19 protein-coding genes are annotated in these 21815 nt (G+C 66.6%); 13 read left to right on the top strand and 6 right to left on the bottom strand.

The window, feature by feature from the left end; genetic code table 11:
• Positions 1–26: 26 nt before the first annotated feature.
• Positions 27–1091 (bottom strand): diacylglycerol/lipid kinase family protein, encoded by a 1065-nt coding sequence (locus tag QRN11_RS16755; protein WP_091420303.1) that lies wholly within the window; start codon positions 1089–1091, stop codon positions 27–29.
• Positions 1092–1181: 90 nt separating this feature from the next.
• Between QRN11_RS16755 and serS the strand changes: the two genes are divergently transcribed.
• Positions 1182–2462 (top strand): serine--tRNA ligase, encoded by a 1281-nt coding sequence (gene serS / locus QRN11_RS16750; protein ID WP_285313697.1) that lies wholly within the window; start codon positions 1182–1184, stop codon positions 2460–2462.
• A 79-nt stretch (positions 2463–2541) separates the two neighbouring features.
• On the opposite strand, the gene QRN11_RS16745 is transcribed toward serS, so the two are convergent.
• On the bottom strand, positions 2542–3537 hold the full coding sequence (locus QRN11_RS16745) for a PDDEXK family nuclease (RefSeq protein WP_285313696.1): 996 nt from the start codon (positions 3535–3537) through the stop codon (positions 2542–2544).
• Positions 3538–3793: 256 nt separating this feature from the next.
• Between QRN11_RS16745 and QRN11_RS16740 the strand changes: the two genes are divergently transcribed.
• Both QRN11_RS16740 and QRN11_RS16735 read left to right on the top strand, forming a co-directional pair.
• Positions 3794–4654, top strand: a complete 861-nt coding sequence (locus tag QRN11_RS16740) for an HAD family hydrolase (RefSeq protein ID WP_091420306.1) — start codon at positions 3794–3796, stop codon at positions 4652–4654.
• 75 nt (positions 4655–4729) lie between these two features.
• Positions 4730–5314: a histidine phosphatase family protein gene (locus QRN11_RS16735; RefSeq protein ID WP_285313695.1), complete on the top strand. Its 585-nt coding sequence runs from the start codon at positions 4730–4732 to the stop codon at positions 5312–5314.
• Between the two features lie 6 nt (positions 5315–5320).
• On the opposite strand, the gene QRN11_RS16730 is transcribed toward QRN11_RS16735, so the two are convergent.
• Positions 5321–5920 carry a hypothetical protein gene (locus tag QRN11_RS16730; RefSeq protein WP_142063164.1) on the bottom strand — a complete coding sequence of 200 codons (600 nt, stop codon included), beginning with the start codon at positions 5918–5920 and terminating at the stop codon, positions 5321–5323.
• 122 nt (positions 5921–6042) lie between these two features.
• On the opposite strand from QRN11_RS16730, the gene QRN11_RS16725 reads away from it, so the two are divergent.
• Positions 6043–8430 carry a phosphoketolase family protein gene (locus QRN11_RS16725; RefSeq protein WP_285313694.1) on the top strand — a complete coding sequence of 796 codons (2388 nt, stop codon included), beginning with the start codon at positions 6043–6045 and terminating at the stop codon, positions 8428–8430.
• A gap of 10 nt (positions 8431–8440) precedes the next feature.
• On the opposite strand, the gene QRN11_RS16720 is transcribed toward QRN11_RS16725, so the two are convergent.
• The gene (locus QRN11_RS16720) at positions 8441–9202 is read right to left on the bottom strand and encodes a DUF429 domain-containing protein (RefSeq protein ID WP_285313693.1); all 762 of its coding nucleotides are present in this window, start codon (positions 9200–9202) and stop codon (positions 8441–8443) included.
• Positions 9203–9356: 154 nt separating this feature from the next.
• Between QRN11_RS16720 and QRN11_RS16715 the strand changes: the two genes are divergently transcribed.
• A complete protein-coding gene (locus QRN11_RS16715; RefSeq protein ID WP_285313692.1) occupies positions 9357–10184 on the top strand; it encodes an alpha/beta fold hydrolase in 828 nt (275 codons plus the stop codon).
• 14 nt (positions 10185–10198) lie between these two features.
• On the opposite strand, the gene QRN11_RS16710 is transcribed toward QRN11_RS16715, so the two are convergent.
• Entirely contained in the window at positions 10199–11524 is a 1326-nt protein-coding gene (locus tag QRN11_RS16710; protein WP_285313691.1) for a carboxylesterase family protein, read from the bottom strand.
• Between the two features lie 165 nt (positions 11525–11689).
• Positions 11690–12178 carry an inorganic diphosphatase gene (locus tag QRN11_RS16705; RefSeq protein WP_018762663.1) on the bottom strand — a complete coding sequence of 163 codons (489 nt, stop codon included), beginning with the start codon at positions 12176–12178 and terminating at the stop codon, positions 11690–11692.
• A gap of 154 nt (positions 12179–12332) precedes the next feature.
• Between QRN11_RS16705 and dacB the strand changes: the two genes are divergently transcribed.
• The 8 genes from dacB to folP all read left to right on the top strand — a co-directional run bounded on the left by dacB (position 12333) and on the right by folP (position 21814).
• On the top strand, positions 12333–13844 hold the full coding sequence (gene dacB, locus QRN11_RS16700; protein ID WP_285313690.1) for a D-alanyl-D-alanine carboxypeptidase/D-alanyl-D-alanine endopeptidase: 1512 nt from the start codon (positions 12333–12335) through the stop codon (positions 13842–13844).
• Between the two features lie 161 nt (positions 13845–14005).
• Complete coding sequence (locus QRN11_RS16695) at positions 14006–15139, top strand: Rv3626c family coenzyme F420 biosynthesis-associated protein (RefSeq protein WP_285313689.1); 1134 nt, start codon at positions 14006–14008, stop codon at positions 15137–15139.
• Positions 15140–15285: 146 nt separating this feature from the next.
• Complete coding sequence (tilS, locus tag QRN11_RS16690; RefSeq protein ID WP_285313688.1) at positions 15286–16344, top strand: tRNA lysidine(34) synthetase TilS; 1059 nt, start codon at positions 15286–15288, stop codon at positions 16342–16344.
• A gap of 31 nt (positions 16345–16375) precedes the next feature.
• A complete protein-coding gene (gene hpt, locus QRN11_RS16685; protein ID WP_018770260.1) occupies positions 16376–16927 on the top strand; it encodes a hypoxanthine phosphoribosyltransferase in 552 nt (183 codons plus the stop codon).
• Between the two features lie 17 nt (positions 16928–16944).
• Entirely contained in the window at positions 16945–17985 is a 1041-nt protein-coding gene (locus QRN11_RS16680; protein WP_285313687.1) for a LacI family DNA-binding transcriptional regulator, read from the top strand.
• A gap of 179 nt (positions 17986–18164) precedes the next feature.
• Positions 18165–20228: an ATP-dependent zinc metalloprotease FtsH gene (gene ftsH / locus QRN11_RS16675; protein WP_091420316.1), complete on the top strand. Its 2064-nt coding sequence runs from the start codon at positions 18165–18167 to the stop codon at positions 20226–20228.
• Between the two features lie 10 nt (positions 20229–20238).
• Positions 20239–20883 carry a GTP cyclohydrolase I FolE gene (gene folE / locus QRN11_RS16670; protein ID WP_050056741.1) on the top strand — a complete coding sequence of 215 codons (645 nt, stop codon included), beginning with the start codon at positions 20239–20241 and terminating at the stop codon, positions 20881–20883.
• Between the two features lie 10 nt (positions 20884–20893).
• On the top strand, positions 20894–21814 hold the full coding sequence (gene folP, locus QRN11_RS16665; protein WP_285313686.1) for a dihydropteroate synthase: 921 nt from the start codon (positions 20894–20896) through the stop codon (positions 21812–21814).
• Position 21815 lies beyond the last annotated feature (1 nt).

Below are 21815 nucleotides of genomic sequence, written 5' to 3'. Positions count from 1 at the left end.
GTCCAGCCGCTGCTTCAGCCGCTGGTTCAGCCCAGTGACGCCTGACCCTTAACCCTGATCAACAACGAGCGCGGTTCCACCTGGACCGTGACCTTGGTGGCCTCGCCTGCCGTGTCCCCGTCGAGCTGGGTGGGCATCGGTTCCGGGCACTTGATGATGATCCTGCCGGACCGGTAGACGGTCATGATGGGCAGCTTCCCGCTGTGCTTGAACATGATCTTGACGTACATCAGCAGCCAGCCAATGGCACTGCGGGGACTCATCACCACCACGTCCAGCATGCCGTCGTCGATCATGGCCTGCGGGATGAAATCGATGCCGCCCGGAACCAGGCCGCAGTTGGCAAAGAGGATGCTGCGGACATTGCGGATCTGGTCCGGACTGCCGTCCAGGGAAATGGAGATTTTCTTCCGACGGCCGGGCAGGTGGCGCATTCCGGCCTCCGTATAGGCCAGCCACCCGAAGGTCTTCTTCAGGCCTGCATTGGTATCGGCCAGCACCTCAGCATCCATGCCGAGTCCCGCGATCACCAGGAATACGTGTTCGGACGAATGCCCGGTCCGGGAGTTCTCAATGCCCATCCGGGCGGTATCGATGTAGCGCTGGCGGCCGAAGAGGGCAGTCTGGACGTTGCCGTGGAGGTCGTAGACGTCCAGGTCCACATTCCGCGCCAGCAGGTTCCCGGTACCCAGCGGGATCAGGCCCATGGCAACTCCCGTGCCTGCGAGGGACTCAGCCACCACCCGCACGGTACCGTCGCCGCCGCCCACCAGGACGACGTCGGGCTTGTCCGCCAACGCTGCCCGCACCTGCGAGAAGCCCGGATCCTCCGCCGTCGTCTCGTAAAAGACGGGCTCGTCCCACCCGGCCGTAAGGCAGGCGCGGTGGATGGCGGCTTTCGCTTCGGGGGAGCGTGCCTTGATGGGGTTCAGTATCACCGCCACGCGCTGCTGGCTGAGGCCTGCCTCGTGTGCTTCGCCGGCAACCGCGCTGCGCACGTGCAGGGCCTTGAGCCTGCGGACTCCCCACCAGCTGGAGATGGCGAAGGCAAGCGCCACCGCTATCAACAGGTAGAGAATCAGGTCGCTCATGGTTCCTCAACAGTATCCCGGCGGGAGGCGGGCTTTCGGGCATAGTGGCCGGCCGCCGTCGTACTCCGCCGGATTGGATACCCTTATGTGGTGATCGACGTAAAAGACCTCAGCGAAAACCCGGAGAAGTTCCGAGCCAGCCAGCGCGCCCGCGGCGCGGACGAATCGGTGGTGGACGCGATCATTTCCGCCGACTCCGCACGCCGCGCGGCGCTGATCCGCTTCGAGAACCTCCGGGCGGAGCAGAACGCCTTCGGCAAGAAGGTGGCCCAGGCCAAGGGGGACGAGAAGAAGGCCCTCCTGGCCGAGGTCAAGGAGCTCGCCAACTCGGTGAAGGCAGCCTCCGCCGAAGCCGATGCCGCGCAGACCAAGCAGGAGGAACTCCTGCGCACCATCCCCAACCTCATCGAGAACGGTGTGCCCGAAGGCGGCGAGGACGACTACGTGGTGGTCAAGACCGTGGGCACGCCCCGCGAATTCCCCGACTTTGAGCCCAAGGACCACCTGGAGATCGGCGAGCTGATCGGTGCCATCGACATGGAGCGCGGCGCCAAGGTGTCCGGTGCACGTTTCTACTTCCTCCGTGGCGTGGGTGCCCGGCTGGAGATGGCGCTGCTGCAGATGGCCATGGACCAGGCTATCCAAGCCGGTTTCATCCCCATGATCACCCCCACTTTGGTGCGTCCAGAGACCATGCAGGGTACGGGCTTTGACGTCAAGCACGACGCCGAGATCTACCGTCTCGCCGAAGACGACCTTTACCTGGTGGGCACCTCCGAGGTGGCGCTGGCCGGATACCACGCGGACGAGATCCTGGACTTCTCTGCCGGGCCCATCCGCTACGCCGGCCAGAGCTCGTGCTACCGGCGTGAGGCCGGTTCGCACGGCAAGGACACCCGCGGCATCATCCGTGTCCACCAGTTCAACAAGGTGGAAATGTTTATCTACACCACGGTTGAAGAGGCCGCCGCCGAGCACCAGCGGCTCCTGGCGTGGGAAGAGGAGATGCTGGCCAAGTGCGAGCTGCCGTACCGGGTAATTGATACCGCTGCCGGCGACCTCGGCACGTCCGCAGCCCGCAAGTACGACTGCGAAGCCTGGGTTCCCACCCAGGGTGCGTACCGTGAGCTGACCTCGACCTCCAACTGCACCACCTTCCAGGCGCGCCGCCTGAACATCCGCGAACGGGCCGTGAACTCCGAAGGTGTCACCAAGGGCACCCGGGCTGTGGCCACGCTGAACGGAACACTTGCCACCACCCGCTGGATCGTGGCGCTCCTGGAGCACCACCAGAACGCCGACGGCTCGGTCAACGTGCCCAAGGCGCTGCAGAAGTACCTGGGCGGGCTCGAGGTCCTCCCGGTCCTGTAGGTTTCGGCCCTCGTCCCTAGCTTGGGTTTCGCACCCTCTAACGGACTCTGCACCTGCGCGTTCACGGGTGCAAAGTCCGTTAGAGGGTGTTCTTGTTCCTGTTCCCGCTGCCAGGCAGCCCCGCATTTCGTAGCAGCGCACCGAGCCGGGCTGCATCCGAAGCGGTCGCCCAGTCCCAGCGCACCACTTTGAACCCGGCTGCGCGGAGTTTGTCCTCGCGTTTCTTCTCGGCCAACACGGCCTGGCGTGCGGTCTGGCCGCCGAGGTACTCGTCGCGCAGGTACTTCGCGTCGCCGTCGAACTCCCCGATGAGTTTGAACTTCGGCCAGAAGAAGTCGGTTCGGGCGATGAAGTGCCCTCCTATGTGGAAATTTGCCTGGAGCAGGGGCGCGGGGAAACCCAGAACGTGCATCTGTGCTCTGCTCAGCGATTCGCCGGCTGACCCTGAATTAGCAACGGCGAAGTCGAGCACCCGGGTTACCCATCGTCGGCGCGCCCCTGAATCGAGACGTGCGGCCAGCTCCAGCAACTCTTCCCGGCTGACACGAGGCCCGGAGGTGCGCCGGGTGCCGATCGCATGGTCGGCCAGTACTACCCCGGCTGCAAAGCTGTCCCTTGCGATAACTGCCGCCACAGTCTCCCGCAGGGGCGTCAGCAACAGCTCCTGGTGGCGGACGGTTGGTTCCTGTGGACCGTGGCGTGCGATGCCGTAGGCGGTGATCCCTTCGATTCCGGTTAGTCCCGAAGGCAGTACGGCTGCAGACGTCGTGGGATGCGTCTCACCCCTGTGCCCCCTTGAGGCTCGGGAAAGGTGGACATGGCTCGGAACCTCGAGCAATTCCAGATCCCATAACGACGCTGCGGTGTTGAGGCAAAACTTGGACTGAGGAAGTTCAAGCTTCACCGCCAGGACTGTTTGCCGGTACCTTTCCCAAGGCGTCAGGGAGATCCACTCATCCTTGGCGGCGTAGACGCCTTTCCGGACGCGGACCAACTCCCCGCGGGCATAGCGCCTGCTGAGTGAACGGAAGTCTCCGGTACTGCGGTGGAACGCTGCGGCATCAATCAATTGCATGTCCATTACTGTTGCTGCAACGGTGGTTGGCACTGAAGCGACTGCCGGCGTATGTGGACAACAATCGGAAACGGCTCAGCACACCCGGGAACGGACTTTACACCGGCGCATGCGGGGGTGCGCTGTCCGTTGGCGGGTGCCATTCGGTCTTAGGAGCGCAGGACCCGCGGGACGCCAACTCCCATTAACCAACTGTTCAATAACTCTGTGGCGCGCGTCCTAGCGGTTTTTTGGGGGTTTCTGCTCTACTTGATGGATGACAACGCTGACTGAAACCTCAGTCGCCGGCAACGATGACCGGCGAGACAACGAAAACAACAACGTAGACCAAAAGCTGATGGTCGCCCTGGACGTGGATGGCACCCTGGTGGACCACGACGGGCACATGTCCCCGGCTGTTCGTGAAGCGGCGCAGGCAGTAGTAGCCGCCGGCCACGAGGTCATGATCGCCACCGGCCGCTCGCTCAACGCCATGCTGCCCATCATTGAAAACATCGGCATTGACCGCGGTTACGCCGTGTGCTGCAACGGCGGCGTGACCCTGCGGCTGCACCCCGATCTGGACAACGGCTACGAGGTCATCCACAAGGCCACGTTCGATCCGGCTCCCGCCCTCCGCGCTCTCCGCGAACGGCTTCCATCCGCCAAATACGCGCTGGAGGACGAGGACGGCAACTTCCTGTCCACCGAACGCTTCCAGGACCCCAGTTTTGGTGTGGAGGCGGTGGGGGTCGATTTTCACACCATGCTCGAAGCAACCGCCGTGCGCGTGGTGGTCTTCAGCACCGAAAACACACCCGAAGAGTTCAATGAGGCCATTGAGCACGTAGGCCTCGCCGGTGTCACCTACTCGGTGGGCTGGACGGCGTGGCTGGACATCGCTGCGGCGGGGGTTACCAAGGCCAGCGCCCTGGAAAACCTGCGCGGCCGGCTCGGCATCGAACCCCACCTCACAGTGGCAGTCGGCGACGGCCGGAACGATATCGAGATGCTGACCTGGGCCGGGCGGGGAGTTGCCATGGGCCAGGCTCCGGCGGAAGTGATCGAGGCAGCTGACGAGGTCACCCACTCGGTGTACGACGACGGCGCCGCCTACGTGCTGCGCAGCCTCCTTTAGCCGGGAGGACCTGGGCGGTTACCGGGGCGGCCGGCAATTCCTGGCCAGGTCCCGCCGTCGGGCAGAATGGAAGGCATGACCCTTACGACGTTTGCCCTCATCCGCCACGGCCAGACTGACTGGAATGCGGAGCGCCGCCTGCAGGGCTCCACGGATATCCCGCTGAACGACGTCGGCCGGGCACAGGCGCGTAACGCCGTCGCCGTTTTGTCCGCGTACGAATGGGACGCCATCGTGTCCTCGCCACTGAGCCGCGCGGCGGAGACAGCTGATGTGATCGCCGCCGGGCTGGGGCTCAGCGAGGTCCGCCGCATGCCCGAACTCACGGAGCGGAGCTTTGGGCCGGCCGAGGGGATGCAGGCTGGCCCCGAACTGGACGCGCTCCGCATCCCTGGCGGCTTCCGCGGCGCCGAAAGCGAAGACGAAGCAGCCGACCGGGGCCTGGCCGCCCTGGAGGCACTGGCCGCGGAATATCGCGGACGGCGCCTTCTCGTCGTCGCGCACGGGACGCTCCTGCGCGTGAGCCTCAGCCGCGCTGTGGGCAGCACGCTGAAAAGCATCGACAACGCGGTGCTCAACTTGGCTCATCACCACGCGATCGACGGCTGGCAGCTCGAATACTTCAACGGCGAGCCGGTGATGGCGGCCAGCCAGGGCTGACCCTGCTCAGCGCGCCTCGAGGATCAGGGCCAGCAACCGTGCTGCGGCCGGCCGGGCCGCGTGCTCCTCGTTCCACTGTGCCCGGGCCACCGCCTTGCTGACAGCCTGCGTGGTGATCCCGAGTTCCTGGGCCACGGCTTTCTGCTGCCCTCGGACTCCCGGAGTCAGCAGGTCCAGGACCCGCCACTCGGCATCGGAGCGGTCACGGACAATATGCCCGAGCAGCCGCAGCACGGCCTCGGCGTCATGGGCAACCTCGGCCAGCGGACCCTCCACTGCCAACGGAACCCTGTAATTGCTGTTCCGGAGCCGGTCCACCGCCCGCCGGGCATACACCAGCCCATGGCCGGATGCGTCCTTGATCTGGTTGGGCAGGGGTTCATTCACCGGCCCGACGCCGATCCCCACGTACCACGCACCGGCCCGCAGCGCGATCAGTGCCGCTTCCACAGCCTGGTGCGGACACTCCACGATGCCCTGGACTTCGTCTTCCACGGACCGGTCGAAGTCCAGGCGCGCGGGAATGTGCCGCAGGTCCTTGAGCAGCTGCGGCACCCGGTCACCATCGCGCCGGCTATCGGTCTGGTTGATTGTCAGCGTGAACATCTGAAAGCACAGCCTACCCGCAGGTAGCCTCCGCGGGGCAAGCGGGGTTGCCTCGTCCGGGCCCATCTGGTGCGATGGAGCAACGGCCGCCTTTGGGCGGTGACCGCGACGTGAGGATGGGTATGACCAGCAGCATGGGGCAGGACGAACTCGAACTGGTGGACCGCTGGTGGCGGGCTGCCAACTACCTTTCGGTAGGCCAGATCTACCTCCGCTCCAACCCGCTGCTGCGCGAACCGCTGAAGGCCGGGCACACCAAGTCCCGGCTGCTGGGGCACTGGGGCACCACGCCCGGGCTGAACTTCATCTACGCCCACCTGAACCGCGTCATCCGCCGCGACTCAGCCGAGATGCTCTTTGTTGCAGGACCCGGCCATGGCGGTCCAGCCGTCGTCGCGAACGCCTGGCTGGAAGGCACCTACTCTGAAATTTATGGCCACGTGGGCAACGACGAGGATGGCCTGGCGGAACTCTTCCGGCAGTTTTCCTACCCCGGCGGCATCCCCAGCCATGCCGCCCCGGAGACTCCCGGCTCCATCAACGAGGGCGGCGAACTCGGCTACTCCCTCGCCCACGCCTACGGTGCGGTCCTCGACAATCCCCAGCTGGTGGCCGCCGTCGTGATTGGCGACGGCGAGGCGGAGACCGGGCCGCTGGCCGCGAGCTGGCACTCCCATAACTTCCTCGACCCGGCAGCGGACGGCGCGGTCCTGCCCATCCTGCACCTGAACGGCTACAAGATTGCCAACCCCACGGTCCTGGCGCGCATGCCTGAAGCGCAGCTCGAGCAGCTCCTGCGCGGTTACGGCCACGAGCCCTATTTCGTGACGGTGAAGGATCCGGACAACACGGAGCAGGCCCACCGAGACTTCGCGGCGGCGCTGGAAAGCTGCATGACGGATATCCGTGCCATCCAGGACGCCCGGCGGACGCCGGAGAGCGGCGGGCAGGCAGGCGGGGATGCTGCTGAGGCGCCGCATTGGCCCATGATTGTGCTTCGCTCGCCGAAGGGCTGGACCGGGCCGCGCGAGGTGGACGGTTTGCAGGTTGAGGGAACGTGGCGGAGCCACCAGGTACCGCTGTCCGAGGTCCGCACCAACGGCGACCACCTGCGGCTGCTGGAGGAGTGGCTGCAGTCCTACCGCCCGGAGGAACTGTTCGACGGCGACGGGCGGCTCCGGCCCGACGTCGCCGAGGGTGCGCCCACCGGCGACTTCCGGATGAGCGCCACACCGCACGCCAACGGCGGCCTGCTCCGCCGCGCGCTGAAGCTGCCCGCCTACCGTGACCACGCCGTCGAGGTTGCCAAGGCCGGGACCGAGCGCGTCAGTCCCATGATCACTTTGGGTTCCTGGATGCGGGACGTGGTGGCCCTGAACATGGAAACGTTCCGGCTGTTCGGCCCGGACGAGACGGCGTCCAACCGGCTCCAGAACGTCTACGAGGTCACGGACAAGGTGTGGCAGTACCGGATTGACGACGTCGATGAGCACCTTGCGCGCTCCGGCAGGGTGATGGAGGTGCTGAGCGAGCACCTGTGCCAGGGCTGGCTGGAGGGTTATCTGCTGACCGGCCGGCACGGGGTCTTCAATTGCTATGAGGCGTTCATCCACATCGTTGATTCGATGTTTAACCAGCATGCCAAGTGGCTGAAGGTGCACCGGAAACTGCCGTGGCGCCAACCGGTCGCGTCGCTGAACTACCTGCTGTCCTCACACGTCTGGCAGCAGGACCACAACGGGTTTTCGCACCAGGACCCCGGGTTCATCGACCACGCGGTGAACAAAAAGGCCGAAGTCATCAGGGTGTACCTGCCGCCGGATGCGAACACGCTGCTGTCGGTGATGGAACACTGCCTGGCGTCCACCGATTACGTGAACATCGTGGTCAGCGGCAAGCAGCCCTCACCCACCTGGCTGGGGCCGGACGACGCCGCCACCCACTGCCAGCGCGGGCTGGGGATTTGGGAGTTTGCGGGCTCGGAGGTGCCGGGGGAGGAGCCCGACGTCGTCCTGGCCTGCGCTGGCGACGTGCCTACGGTGGAGACGGTGGCGGCGGCGGAGCTGCTCCGGCTGGGGGCGCCAGGGCTGAAGGTCCGCGTAGTCAATGTTGTTGACCTGATGCGGCTGCAGGACGAGAGCGAACACCCGCACGGGCTGCCGGCGCGGGACTTTGACGGGATCTTCACCGCGGACAAGCCCGTCATCTTCGCGTACCACGGCTATCCGTCGCTGATCCACCGGCTGGCCTACCGCCGCTCCAACCAGGAGGGCCTGCACGTGCGCGGCTATAAGGAAGAAGGGACCACCACCACACCCTTCGACATGGCCATGCTGAACGGCATCGACCGGTTCCAGCTGGCCATCGACGCCATCGACCGCGTGCCTGGCCTGGCGGAGAAGCACTCCATGCTGCGGCAGGAGCTCCAGGACCGCCGGATCCGGGCCCGCGAGCACACGCGTACACACGGCGAGGATCCGGAAGAGATCCGGAACTGGAAACTCGGCTGACCCCCGCCTCTTAGCCGCCCGGGCCCACCAGCCCGTCGAGGCCGCCCGTGGGCAGGTGGATCCAGCCTTCCTTGATGGCGGCTGCGGAATGTGCGTCATCAGGCTGCGCGGTGAATCCGACGGCGGCCGCGCGGGCGGTAAGGGAAGCGACGACGGCGTCAAACAGGTCGTCCGAGCCGGCCAGCCGTTCCTCGTGCCCGGCTAAGTCCAGCCAGGGTGCGTGCCCGCGCAGGCTTTCGAGCAGCACGGAGAGGCGTTCGGCCTCCGTGGTGCCGCGTCCTTTGTAGCCGCGGGCTGCCAGGCCCCAGAGCTTGAGCGAGGCAGCAGGATAGACCTCGGCCAGCTTGCCGGAGCCGTCCCTTGGCTGTGGGCCGTGCAGGGTTGCGATCTTTGCCTGGATGACGGCGCACCGCATGGCCGGGTGCGCGAGCCGGTCCGCCGAGACACTGAGCGGGATCAGGCCGGTCCTTGCGGTGACGAAGCGGTCCGTGTCCCGGTAGGCGAGGAGGCGCCGGCCCTCAATGCCGTCGTATGCCAGGACGGGGCCGCCGTCGAACTCCAGATGCCCGGTAAGGAACGGGATCAACGCCTGCGGCCAGCCGACGGGGCAATCAATGCCCGTCATGTCTGTGGCTCCGAACAGCTCCACGATCTCCTGGTCAGACACATCGAGTGCGAGGTGCGCCAGCCGCGCGGAGCCCTGGCCCCATTCGATGACCGCCACCGCCGTCTTTTTGGTGGCCGCGGCAAGGTCCACTCCGAGCGTTCTCACGGAACCAGACTCTACCTCCGGCTGCATTTGTGACGGCCTGGCCCGGTTCAGGATGGCTTGGCCCGTTCTGGACACCTGGTGACTCCGGACCCTTTGATCTGGAACTCTGGTGCATGTGGGCCGCCTGCCAACAATGCCCGAAAGGATCAACCGCATGCCCTGGCTCGACGTGCTCGGCAACGACATCCACTACACGGACTCCGGCCGGGGCCAGCCAATTGTGCTGCTGCACGGCCATGCCTCCGCGGCAGCCTGCTGGGAGCCGATCACGGCCGAACTCGAGCAGGATTTCCGGGTGTTGACCTACGACACCTACGATCACGGCTGGTCGTCGAACTCGCCCCGCCAGGGACCACTGGTGGACCGGGCCGCAGAGCTGGATCAGTTCATCGCTTCACTCGGCCTTAAGGATCCGGTGATTGTGGGCCAATCCATGGGCGGCATGACGGCCCTCCGCTGGGCGGTCCGGAACCCCGGCGGCGCTTCAGCACTGGTGGTCTGCGGGATGGGGTGGCCGCTGGTGGTGCCGCCGCCCGGGCAGCCCGGCCAGGCAGAGAAATTCGAGGTGTTCAGCTCGCTTGATGCGGACGAGCGGATCTGGCTGGGGGTGGGGAATTCCTTCACGGAGTGGTGGATCGCCGAGAACCCCAAGGACTATGCCCGTTATATCCGCGTCCGCTCCACAGCTGCCGCCATCGAAGCCGCCCGCTACCCGCGCAGCCTCGAGCAAAGCCAGGGCGAGTTCCTCAGCGCCGATCCGGCGGATGTGGACTGGTTCCAGCAAGGACTGGAATCCATCACCAGCCCGCTGCTGGTGCTGATCGGAGACCAGGAAAGGCCGCTCATCCGCCGCGGTGCGGAGCACGTGGCCGCCACCGTTCCGGGTGCCAGCCTCCTGGTGGTCGAGGACGCCGGACACAACGCCTACTTCCAGCGCCAGGACATCCTGGTGGAAGCCATCCGCAACTTGGTTGCCGCCTGACACGAAGTCCTTAGTCAGGCCGCCTGGTACGTCAGCGCGCCCGGGACCCCGCCCTTTTCGCCGAGAGAGTCTCCCCGTGCGAAAGCCGCCCAGAGGCTCCGCACTTGCCGCCCGACGTCGTCCACGTCCTTCCAGGCCGCGCCGGCGATCAGCCCCACGCCGTCCCAGGTGCTCCGGTTGCCAAAGAGAAGGGGAAGGTCGATGGTGTGGGCCGCGCCGAAAATGTTGCCCGGCGCATGCCAGTGAAGCACGTAGCGGTGGGCTTTCCCGCCTGCCCTGGCATGGCGGCGGGCGAATCTCCGGGCGGCCCTGCCGTACACGGTCTCGGTGACCACCCAGTCAATGGCCCGGACGGCGGCGGTTCCAGCAACCGGAACGCGGGCCAGCCGGCTCAGGTACGGGCTGCGCGGCAGGAACAGCCGCGCCTCTTCAGACGTATGCCCGATCAGCACCTGTATCCCGGGCGCGGAACGGTTCCACGCAGCCTCGATGTCCGGTTCCTCCGGCAGGGGCGCGTGCCCGTACTGAGTCCCGAACGGCATGGCGGCGAGCATTCCGAACTTCCGGGCCACCTGCGCCACGTGGTCCTCCCGCTCCACCACATCCATGGCCGGGGTGTCGCCGTCAACTGCCTCGGCGGCGATGCCCATCGCATGGTTCATCTTTGCCCTGCCCCGGGAGATGCCCAGCGGGGCGCTTTGGATGATGGCCCGCTGGAACAGCTGCGGCGCCTCAGGGGTGGCCATGAGGTGCGCGATGGCGTCGCCACCGGCGGACTGCCCGAATGCCGTCACGCGCCCCGGATCACCGCCGAACGCGCCAATGTTCCGCTGCACCCAGCGAAAGGCCTCCAACTGGTCCAGCAGGCCCAAGTTTCCGGGACGCCCCGACCGCGTGGCCAGGAATCCGAACAGCCCCAGCCGGTAGGTCACCGAAACCACCACCACGCGGTTCTCGGCCACCAGAACTGCGGGGTCAAAGATGGCCAGGTCCCCCGAACCGGTGGTGTAGGAACCGCCGTGGATCCACACCATCACCGGCAGCCGCTCGCCCACGGCCAGATCCGCAGGCATGGTGATGGAGAGGTTCTGGCAGTCCTCGCTGCCCGGAAGTTCCCCGTAGCGGGTGCCCAGGACGTCGTCGAGGAACGGAACCGGTCCCTGCGGGCAGGCTGGGGCGGGGGAGGTGGCCGCATACGGTTCGGTCCAGTCCGGCACAGGAACGGGAGTCTGGAAACGCGCGGCCCGGGCGTAGGGGATGCCGGTGGCCCGAAGGACGTCCCCGTCGCGCCGGCCGGTAACGGGACCGCAGGGCGGGGTAAAGATGGGTGATGAGCTCACCGACCTACCCTAAAGCACAACTCTTAAACCACAACGCGGGGTCACTTCCGGCCCAATTTCGGTGGTGAATTGGGCGAGATGTGACCCTCCCCGCCCGCCCCCTAGCCTCGCAAGCTCGGCCAAGGAACCCTGCGGGCGTGGGCCCACGTTGCTTTATGCGGGGGATCAGTGGCCGGTGGGCACGTAACGCTTGATGGAGGCTTCCAGCTCGGCTTCGGCGGCGGCGCGGTCGCCCCAGCCCTCGGCCTTGACCCACTTGCCCGGCTCCAGGTCCTTGTAGCGGGTGAAGAAGTGCTCGATTTCCTTGATCAGGAACTCGTTGACGTCGCTGACTTCCTGGATGTGGTCGAAGCGGGCATCCACCGGAACGCAGAGGATCTTGGCGTCTCCGCCGCCGTCGTCGGTCATGTTGAAGACGCCGATGGGGCGGGACTCAACGATGACGCCGGGGTGCAGGTCGAAGTCCTGCAGGAGCACCAGTGCGTCCAGGGGATCGCCGTCTTCGCCGAGGGTGTTTTCGAAGTATCCGTAGTGCGTGGGGTACTGCATGGAGGTGAAGAGGACGCGGTCCAGGCGGACGCGGCCGGTCTCGTGGTCAACTTCGTACTTGACGCGTGATCCCTTGGGGATCTCGATGGTCACGTCATGCTTCATGGAATGCTCCTCGGCAATTGCAGGGGGTTCGCGGCACACTTGACTGCTCACCAAGGGGAGTGTCCGTGCCGCCGACTATTATTGAGGATATAGCGAGAGGCCCTGGAATCAGGAACTTGTGGGGAAATTTCAGGACTTGAGGACCAGCACCAGCATGACCAAACCAACTGCCGCGGAACCGTGGCTTGACCGTGTCCGCCGCAGTTTCCGGGGCACAGTCACGGCCCTGAAGCGGTCCTGGCACTGGGTTGCGCTGACAGCCCTCCTCGTGGTCCTGATGGTCCCCGCAGCACTGCTCGTAGCGCCGGGGTTCGTGGGCCCGACGGCGCCTGCCCCCGCCCCTTCGCCGCCGGAATGGCAGCAGGCCCCTGCCACACTGTCTGCCGCACGTGGACTTGCCCCGCTGGATGCGTCAGCCAGCATTCCCGCCGCGTCCAGCGTCACCGCACAGGTGGAGCCGCTGTTGAAGGCCGACGGCGGCGGGAGCTTTACGGGACTGGTGCAGGATGCACTCACCGGGCAGGTCCTCTATGACCGCGGCGGGTCCGAGGGCAGGGTGCCGGCCTCCAACCTGAAGCTGCTGACCGCTGTGGCCGCCCTCCGTTCCCTTGGCCCGGAACACCGCTTCACCACGTCCGTTGTCCAAGGTCCGGCTTCCGGACAGGTGGTGCTGGTGGGTGGCGGCGACGTCCTCCTCGGAGCTGGCGAGTCGAACGCGGACCAGGCGATGGGTCACGCCGGCCTCGCCACCGTCGCCACGGAAACTGTGGAAGCGCTGAAAGCCGCAGGCACCACGGGTGAGATCAAAGTGCTGGTGGACGATTCCCTGTTCACCGGTCCGGCACTGAATCCGGCCTGGGAAAGCGGTGATGTTGCTGCCGGGGAGGTGGCACCGGTGTACCCGCTGGCGCTGAACTCGGCCCGCTACGACCCCTCTGTCACCACCGGCCCGCGTCCACAGGACCCGGCCATCACAGTTGCGGAGGAATTCGCGGCCCGGCTGCGGGCGGCAGGCGCGGCCGCGGGACTGACTGTGGCAGCCGCCGTCGAACGCTCGCCCCGGCCAGCACCAACAGGAGGGGAAGTAGGGGAGTCGGGGGTCCTCGCGGAGGCGCAGTCAGCCACGGTGGCCGAGCAGGTGGACCTGATGCTGCAGGCCTCGGACAACTACCTTGCCGAAGTCTTGGGCCGGATGGCTTCGGTAGCCGCAGGGGGACCGGGCAGCAACGACGGCGCCACGGCTGCCGTCCGGGCACAGCTCACCGGCGCCGGAATCGACGTTGACGGCATCAGGCTCGTGGATGTGTGCGGGCTCGCTATGGGCAATCAGGTGTCAGCACGCCAGTTCACCGAGGTGGTACGGGCTATCGCCGCCGGCACGGACGGCCGCCTGCGCGCGGCGCTGGACGGCTTCCCCGTGGCAGGTCTCACCGGTACGCTGGACACCCGCTACGGCGAAGACTCAACCGCCCGCGGCGCAGGGCTGGTCCGCGCCAAGACCGGGACACTGAACACGGTGCTGGCGCTCAGCGGCTACGTGGTGGACGCCGACGGCCGCCTCCTGGTCTTCTCCTTTATCGGCAACGGGCTCACGCCCGGCGCCGCCGCCAACAAGGTGGCGCTGGACCGGGCTGCCACGGCGCTCGCGGACTGCGGCTGCAGATAGCACCCCGCCCATCTGCAGGAGCGGCCCTTCCCCGCTCAACCGTTGCTGGCCGGCGCCGCTTTTGCGGGGCCGGGCCGTCCGTGCAGGAAAGGGCGCTGCTTTGGTTCGCCGGTGAGCGAACTTAAGGACTATCCACAGGGTGCTGTGTTCTGATGGGACTTATGGAGTCCACTACAGGTGAGTCGTCAGCACAAACGTTGTCCAGCCAGGCCTCGTCCCTGATCAACTGGGACCTTGCCGCCTCCACCGCGGCGCGGCTGGCTCCGGCCGGCCCGGTCCTGAACCAGGCCGCCATCGGTGACGCCGTGGACAGCCTCCGCCGGCTCGCCGACGCTTCGGTGGAGCATGTCCACGAGATCACGGGGCTGGAAGCGGCACGGAACCTGCGGGATTCCACGGTGCTGGTGGTGGACCGTGCTTCCTGGGCCAAGGCCAACACCCAAAGCTTCGCCGTGATGCTGAAGCCGGCAATGGAAAAGATGCTCGAAAGCAGGCGCGGTTCCCTGAGCCCGGCCGCCGCGAGTGTCAGCGGCGCCATCACCGGCAGTCAGCTCGGTGCTGTCCTGGCGTTCCTGTCCAGCAAGGTCCTGGGCCAGTACGATCCGTTCGCGGCGCTCGCCGAGGGTTCCAGCGCGCCGTCAGGTGGACGCCTGCTCCTGGTGGCCCCCAACATCGTTGCTGTGGAGCGGGAACTGAACGTCACCCCGGAGGATTTCCGCCTCTGGGTCTGCCTGCATGAGCAGACCCACCGGGTCCAGTTCGCGGCCGCGCCGTGGCTGCGGCACCACATGCTGGAGCAGATTGACGAACTCAGCGGCCACCTACTGGGCAACGTCGATTCGCTGATGGAGCGCGCCACCGCCGCCGCCCGCTCCTTGAAGGACCGTACCGCCGACGGAAACACTCCCGGCCGCGGCGCCATCCTGGACCTGCTGCAGGATCCCGAGGAGAAGGCCGCCATCTCGCACCTCACCGCGGTGATGAGCCTGCTCGAAGGCCACGCGAACGTGGTGATGGACGCCGTGGACGCCAGCATTGTCCCGTCGGTGAAGACCATCCGGCAGCGGTTCAACGACCGCGGCAAGGACCGCGGCGTGATCGAAAAGTTCATCCGCAGCCTGCTGGGCCTGGACGCCAAGATGCGCCAGTACTCCGACGGCGCCCGGTTCGTCCGCGCAGTGGTGGACGTCGCCGGAATGGAAGGCTTCAACCGGGTGTGGGAGTCGGCCGACCACCTGCCCACCGAGCCCGAAATCCACGATGCCAAGCTGTGGCTTGAGCGGATGGGACTCTGATTAACACCGTTCCCCACCCCGGCCAGCCAGCTCAGTCCAGCCATCCAGCCCAGTCCAGCGATCCAGCCCAGCGCAGCGAACCACCTCAGCCAACAGGGCGACGACGGCCCGGCCGGCTCGCGCCCGTCGTCGGCACCGCACGCAAGATGCTCCAGGACGCCCTGGCCCAGGCCGGCTACCCCCGGCACCTCCTGGTGGCCTGCAGCGGGGGACCGGACTCCCTCGCCCTGGCAGCAGTGGCCGCTTACTTCGCCCGCCGCGGCCACGTCGGCGGCCACTCTGTCACGGTGGGTGCCGTGGTGGTGGACCACCAGTTGCAGGAAGGCTCCGCCCACGTGGCGGCCGAAACAGCCCGCGTCCTGCAGGAACTGGGCCTTGCCCCCGTGGACATTCGGACCGTGACCGTGGACGGGACGGGACTCGGCCCGGAAGCCGCCGCACGCGAAGCCCGGCACGCTGCGCTCGAAGCAGCCGCCCAGGACCAAGGTGCGGATGCCATCCTGCTGGGACACACGCTGGACGACCAGGCCGAACAGGTGCTCCTGGGCCTGGCCCGGGGTTCGGGCACCCGGTCGCTGGCCGGGATGAGGCCTGTCCGCGGCAAGCTGCTGCGGCCCTTCCTGGGACTCCGCCGGGCGGACACGGAGGAAATCTGCGCGGTCGAGGAACTGGACCCCTGGCACGATCCCAGCAACTCGGATCCGGCCTTCGCCCGTTCGCGAACCCGTGTGGAAGTGCTCCCTCACCTTGAGGAAAAGCTGGGGCCCGGCGTCGCTGAATCCCTGGCCCGGACGGCCTCCATCCTGCAGCTGGACGCCGACTACCTGGAGGATGTGGCGGAAAGCACCTTCGCCTCGCTCGTGGAGCGGAACGGCCTCGAACTCAGTCTTCCGGAGGACGCCTTGCGCGGCCTGGCTCCCGCCATCAGGTTCCGCGTCATCGCCAAGGCAGCGGCCGACGTCGGCGGGCAGCAGCCCAGCTACCAGCGCCTTTTGGCCGCGGAAGCGCTGCTGCGGCGGCAGGGTTCGGCCGGCCCGGTGGAGCTGCCCGGCGGCGTGAGCGTCTACAGGTTGTCGCTGGCGCAGCGGGAGGGATCGAAGGATGCCGGCGTTCCGGCGGCCCAGGGCAGCCCCGGCTCCGTTCCCCGCGGAGGCGCACGCTGTGGGAAGCTAGTATTCCGGCCTCAAAAACCGCCCGCAAAATAGTCGCACCCCCGCATCTACACAGGAGCCATTGGTGGATTCAAACGACGTCCAGGCAGACCTCAAGCACGTTCTCTACACCAAGGAGCAGATCCAGCAGCGGATCACCGAGCTCGCTGCGCAGATCGACAAGGACTACGAGGGCCGCGAGATCCTCCTGGTGGGCGTCCTCAAGGGTGCCGTGATGGTAATGGCTGACTTGGCACGCGCACTCCACAGCCACATCTCCATGGACTGGATGGCTGTCTCCTCCTACGGCTCCGGCACCCAGTCCTCAGGAGTCGTCCGCATCCTGAAGGACCTGGACACGGACCTGATGGGCAAGGACGTGCTGATCGTCGAGGACATCATCGACTCCGGCCTCACGCTCTCCTGGCTGAAGACCAACCTGGAATCCCGCGGCACCGCTTCAGTGGAAATCTGCACCGCTTTCCGCAAGCCCACCGCTGCCAAGGTGGAGATCGACGTCAAGTACGTCGGGTACGACATCCCGAACGAATTCGTGGTGGGCTACGGCCTGGACTACGCCGAGAAGTACCGCAACCTGGACTTCGTGGGAACCCTCGCCCCGCACGTTTACGAGTAGGCTGAGCCGCCCGGGCCTTGCGTAAAAACATCGGCATCAAGGACGTGGCGCTGGCCGCGGGAGTGTCTGTCACCACGGTCTCCCATGTCCTGAACGATGTTGCCTACGCCCGGGTCAGCGCCGAAACGCGGGACAAGGTCCGGTCCGCAGCCACGCAGCTGGGCTACGGGCCGAACCGCCTGGCGCAGGCACTGCGGAGTAAACGGACCGGAATGCTGGGCCTGGTCAGCGAGGACATCGCCACCACTCCGCACGCCGGCCGCATCCTGCTGGGGGCCGATGATGCTGCCCGCGCCCGCGGGTACACCCTGATGGTCATCAACACCTCTGGCTCCGCCGGCCCGGCATCCCGGGAAGCGGACGTGGAGGCGCTCCTTGAGCGGCAGGTGGACGGCATCCTCTACGCCACGATGTACCACCGGACCGTGGACGCTCCGCCCAACCTGGGCAAGGTGCCGGCGGTCCTCGTTGATGCAGTCAGCACCGGCGAGCCATTCACCTCCGTAGTCCCGGACGAATACGGCGGGGCTGGTACCGCCGTCGAAACACTGCTCGCCGCAGGGCACGTCCGCGTCGGCTTCATCAACAACACCGAGGACGTGCCCTCTACCCGCGGGCGGCTCCGCGGCTTCCGCGAAACCCTGAACCGGGCCGGGCTCGACGGCGGCGCCGCACCCGTGCAGTCAGCCTCCTCCGATGCACAGGGCGGCTACGACGCAGCCCGCCGGATCCTCCAAGGTGGCAACCCGCCGTCGGCCTTGTTCTGCTACAACGACCGGATGGCTATGGGAGCCTACCGGGCAGCCGCCGAGCTGGGCCTGTCCATCCCCGCGGACCTGTCCGTGGTGGGCTTTGACGACCAGGAACTGATCGCCGCCAACCTGCACCCCGGGCTTACCACCGTCGCGCTGCCGCACTACGAAATGGGTGCGTGGGCCGCGGAACGGTTGATCGACACGGTGGAGGGGGCGCCGCAGTTCGGGGCTGCCGTCCCCGAACCGGTGCTCCTCAACTGCCCCCTGGTGGCCCGCGGCTCCGTGGCCGCGCCCCGGATTTAGGCCCTATGCTCCTGTCCGGAGGCCTCGTGGCGCCAGTACGCCCACAGGGAACTTTTGCCCCACACCATGCGTGATCTACTCCGGACGGTGTATAGCTAGAAGCTGACGCAGCACCATCACGCGCGCAGAGTACTCGCCGTGCAGCACTACCAGGAGGGACGGGGCCAGGCCCCGAACAGATGAAAGCTAAGAACTTCTTCAAGGGCCCGGGCATCTGGATCGTCGTTGTGATCGGGATGCTCCTGGTGGCCTTTGCAACGCTCGCTCCCGGCGGTGCAGCCCGGATCGACACAGATAAGGGCCTGGAACTGCTCTCCGGCGACAAGGTGGAGCAGGCAAAGATCTTCGACGGCGAAAACCGTGTTGACCTGGTGCTGAAGGATAACCTCCAGCTGGAGGGGCAGGACAAGGGCAAGAGCGTCCAGTTCTTCTTTGTGGATGCGCGCGCCCAGGACGTGGTTAAAGCAGTCACTGATGCAAAGCCGGCCGAGGGCTTCACGGACCAGCCGATCGAAAGCAACTGGTTCTCGGGCCTGCTCTCGCTGCTGATCCCGGTCATCCTGCTTGGTGCCCTGTTCTGGTTCCTGATGACCCGGATGCAGGGCGGCGGGTCCAAGATCATGCAGTTCGGCAAGTCCAAGGCCAAGATGGTCAGCAAGGACATGCCGCAGGTGACGTTCGCTGACGTGGCCGGCTCCGACGAAGCTGTGGAGGAACTGCAGGAAATCAAGGAGTTCCTGCAGGAACCCGCGAAATTCCAGGCTGTTGGCGCCAAGATCCCCAAGGGCGTGCTGCTGTACGGCCCTCCGGGTACAGGTAAGACCCTCCTGGCCCGCGCCGTCGCCGGTGAGGCCGGCGTCCCCTTCTTCTCCATCTCCGGCTCGGACTTCGTGGAAATGTTCGTTGGCGTGGGTGCCTCCCGCGTCCGCGACCTCTTCGAACAGGCCAAGGCCAACTCGCCCGCCATCATCTTCGTGGACGAGATCGACGCTGTCGGACGCCACCGCGGTGCCGGCATTGGCGGCGGCAACGACGAACGCGAGCAGACCCTCAACCAGTTGCTGGTGGAGATGGACGGCTTCGACGTCAAGACCAACGTCATCCTCATCGCCGCGACCAACCGCCCGGACGTCCTGGACCCCGCGCTGCTGCGGCCGGGCCGTTTCGACCGCCAGATCGGCGTGGAAGCACCGGACATGATCGGCCGCGACCAGATCCTCCAGGTGCACGCAAAGGGCAAGCCTATGGCGCCCGCTGTGGACCTCAAGGCCGTTGCCAAGAAAACGCCTGGCTACACCGGTGCGGACCTCGCCAACGTCCTGAACGAGGCGGCACTGCTGACTGCCCGCTCCAATGCAAACCTGATCGATGACCGCGCCCTGGACGAGGCCATCGACCGTGTGATGGCCGGCCCGCAGAAGCGCAGCCGCGTCATGAAGGAGCACGAGCGCAAGATCACCGCCTACCACGAGGGCGGCCACGCCCTGGTGGCGGCAGCGCTGCGGAACTCTGCCCCGGTCACCAAGATCACCATCCTTCCCCGCGGCCGTGCCCTCGGCTACACCATGGTGGTCCCGGACAACGACAAGTACTCCGTGACCCGCAACGAGCTCCTGGACCAGATGGCCTACGCCATGGGTGGCCGCGTGGCGGAGGAAATCGTCTTTCACGATCCCTCCACCGGCGCCTCGAACGACATCGAGAAAGCCACCGGCACCGCCCGGAAGATGGTCACCGAGTACGGCATGAGCGAACGCGTCGGCGCCGTCCGGCTGGGCCAGGGCGGCGGCGAGCCGTTCCTGGGCCGCGACGCCGGCCACGAGCGCAACTACTCGGACCAGATCGCCTACGTGGTGGATGAGGAAGTGCGCCGGCTGATCGACCAGGCCCATGACGAGGCCTACGCCATCCTCACCGAGAACCGGGACGTCCTGGACCGCCTGGCCCTCGAGCTGCTGGAACGCGAAACGCTGAACCAGGCTGAAATCGCCGACATCTTCCGTGACATCCGCAAGCGCGACTTCCGCGAGGTGTGGCTGTCCAAGGAGACCCGTCCGGTACAGAAGGCCGGTCCGGTGGAGTCCCGCCGGGAGCAGGCTGAGCGCGAAGCCCAGGAGGAAGCCAAGCAGGCCCGCCTGGACGAGCCGCTGGACGCCCAGCCGCCGCATCCGCAGGGTGTTCCGGAAGACGCCCCGTTCCAGGGAGGCATCCCCGACTCGGGGCCTGACGCCCTTCGCGGCTAAGCTTTCTTACGTGACCCACTTCGACGACGACGACGTTCCCGCCTCCGCCGGCTATCCGGCGGAGGGCGGCGCCCACCATTCAAAGCACCAGAAGGTGGACCGGCCGCGCATTGAGGCTGCCGTCCGCGAGATTCTCCTTGCTATCGGGGAAGACCCGGACCGCGGCGGCCTCGTGGACACCCCGAAGCGGGTGGCCAAGGCTTATGCCGAGGTGTTTGCCGGGCTGCACCACGACCCCGCCGACGTCCTGTCCACCACCTTCGACCTGGACCATGAAGAACTGGTGCTGGTCAAGGACATCCCGTTCTACTCCACCTGCGAGCACCACCTGGTGCCGTTCCACGGTGTGGCCCACGTGGGCTACATCCCCTCGCATGAGGGCAAGGTCACCGGGCTGAGCAAGCTGGCCCGGCTCGTGGATATCTACGCCCGCCGTCCCCAGGTGCAGGAGCGCCTCACCACGGAGATCGTTGAAGCGATGGTCCGCCACCTCAAGCCGCGTGGCGCCATCGTCGTTGTTGAATGCGAACACATGTGCATGTCCATGCGCGGTATCCGCAAGCCCGGAGCAAAGACCGTCACCAGTGCGGTCCGCGGGCAGCTTCATGACCCGGCCACCCGCGCCGAAGCCATGAGCCTCATCCTCGGAAGGTAATCAACACACCATGGATTCACTCGCTGCAGCGCCGGGAACCGGCCCCGCAACCTCACCCTTGCCCGTCCTGCGCAAACCGCGCCCGGCAGCCCGCTTCGAAGACCTGCCCACAGACCGCACGCTCGTCATGGGCATTGTGAACGTTACGCCGGACTCCTTCAGCGACGGCGGCCAGCACGGCACGGCCGATTCCGCCATCGCCGCCGGACTGCGCATGTTCTACGCGGGAGCGGACATCATCGACGTCGGCGGCGAATCCACACGCCCCGGCGCGGAAGACGTCAGCCCCGAGGAAGAACAGCGGCGCGTGATTCCCGTGATCGAGGCTCTGGTCAAGGCCGGCGCCCTGGTCAGCATCGACACCATCCACGCCTCCACTGCCGCCGCCGCACTCAACGCCGGAGCTGCCATCATCAATGACGTCTCCGGGCTCACCATGGAACCCGAAATGGCTGAGCTCGCGGCATCCTCCAAGGCCCCGTACATCCTCACGCACCGCCGCGGCGACGCCCGCACCATGAACTCCCTCGCGGAGTACAAGGACGTGGCCGCTGAAGTGGTGGCCGAACTGGCAGGAGTCCGGGACAAGCTTTATGCCGCGGGCGTCCGCCCGGAGCAGATCATCATCGATCCGGGCCTGGGGTTCGCCAAGAACGATGCCCAGAACTGGGAACTGCTGCAGAACGTGGACCAGTTGGACAGCCTGGGCCACAAGGTCCTGGTGGGTGCGTCCCGCAAGCGGTTCCTCGGCACGCTCCTGACCGTTGCCGGCAAGACCGCCGCGCCGCAGGAACGCGATGACGCCACCGCAGCTATCACCGCCATCAGCGCCTACCGGGGTGCCTGGGCAGTGCGCGTGCACGACGTCGGCCCCAGCCTGGACGCCGTGAAGGTTGCCGCGCGCATGGCCGCCCCAAGAACCAGCCAGTAGG

The organism is Pseudarthrobacter sp. fls2-241-R2A-168 (genome assembly GCF_030209335.1).
Lineage (GTDB): Bacteria > Actinomycetota > Actinomycetes > Actinomycetales > Micrococcaceae > Arthrobacter.
Note: the sequence above shows the minus strand (reverse complement) of the source record. Positions and strands in the feature narration are given on the sequence as shown.

Excerpts from the sequence above, each read along its gene's own strand:
- QRN11_RS16755 (WP_091420303.1), bottom strand. The coding sequence starts at position 1,091 with ATGAGCGACCTGATTCTCTACCTGTTGATAGCGGTGGCGCTTGCCTTC.
- QRN11_RS16745 (WP_285313696.1), bottom strand. The coding sequence starts at position 3,537 with ATGCAATTGATTGATGCCGCAGCGTTCCACCGCAGTACCGGAGACTTC.
- QRN11_RS16740 (WP_091420306.1), top strand. The coding sequence starts at position 3,794 with ATGACAACGCTGACTGAAACCTCAGTCGCCGGCAACGATGACCGGCGA.
- QRN11_RS16735 (WP_285313695.1), top strand. The coding sequence starts at position 4,730 with ATGACCCTTACGACGTTTGCCCTCATCCGCCACGGCCAGACTGACTGG.
- QRN11_RS16730 (WP_142063164.1), bottom strand. The coding sequence starts at position 5,920 with ATGTTCACGCTGACAATCAACCAGACCGATAGCCGGCGCGATGGTGAC.
- QRN11_RS16725 (WP_285313694.1), top strand. The coding sequence starts at position 6,043 with ATGACCAGCAGCATGGGGCAGGACGAACTCGAACTGGTGGACCGCTGG.
- QRN11_RS16715 (WP_285313692.1), top strand. The coding sequence starts at position 9,357 with ATGCCCTGGCTCGACGTGCTCGGCAACGACATCCACTACACGGACTCC.
- QRN11_RS16705 (WP_018762663.1), bottom strand. The coding sequence starts at position 12,178 with ATGAAGCATGACGTGACCATCGAGATCCCCAAGGGATCACGCGTCAAG.
- dacB (WP_285313690.1), top strand. The coding sequence starts at position 12,333 with ATGACCAAACCAACTGCCGCGGAACCGTGGCTTGACCGTGTCCGCCGC.
- QRN11_RS16695 (WP_285313689.1), top strand. The coding sequence starts at position 14,006 with ATGGAGTCCACTACAGGTGAGTCGTCAGCACAAACGTTGTCCAGCCAG.
- tilS (WP_285313688.1), top strand. The coding sequence starts at position 15,286 with ATGCTCCAGGACGCCCTGGCCCAGGCCGGCTACCCCCGGCACCTCCTG.
- ftsH (WP_091420316.1), top strand. The coding sequence starts at position 18,165 with ATGAAAGCTAAGAACTTCTTCAAGGGCCCGGGCATCTGGATCGTCGTT.
- folP (WP_285313686.1), top strand. The coding sequence starts at position 20,894 with ATGGATTCACTCGCTGCAGCGCCGGGAACCGGCCCCGCAACCTCACCC.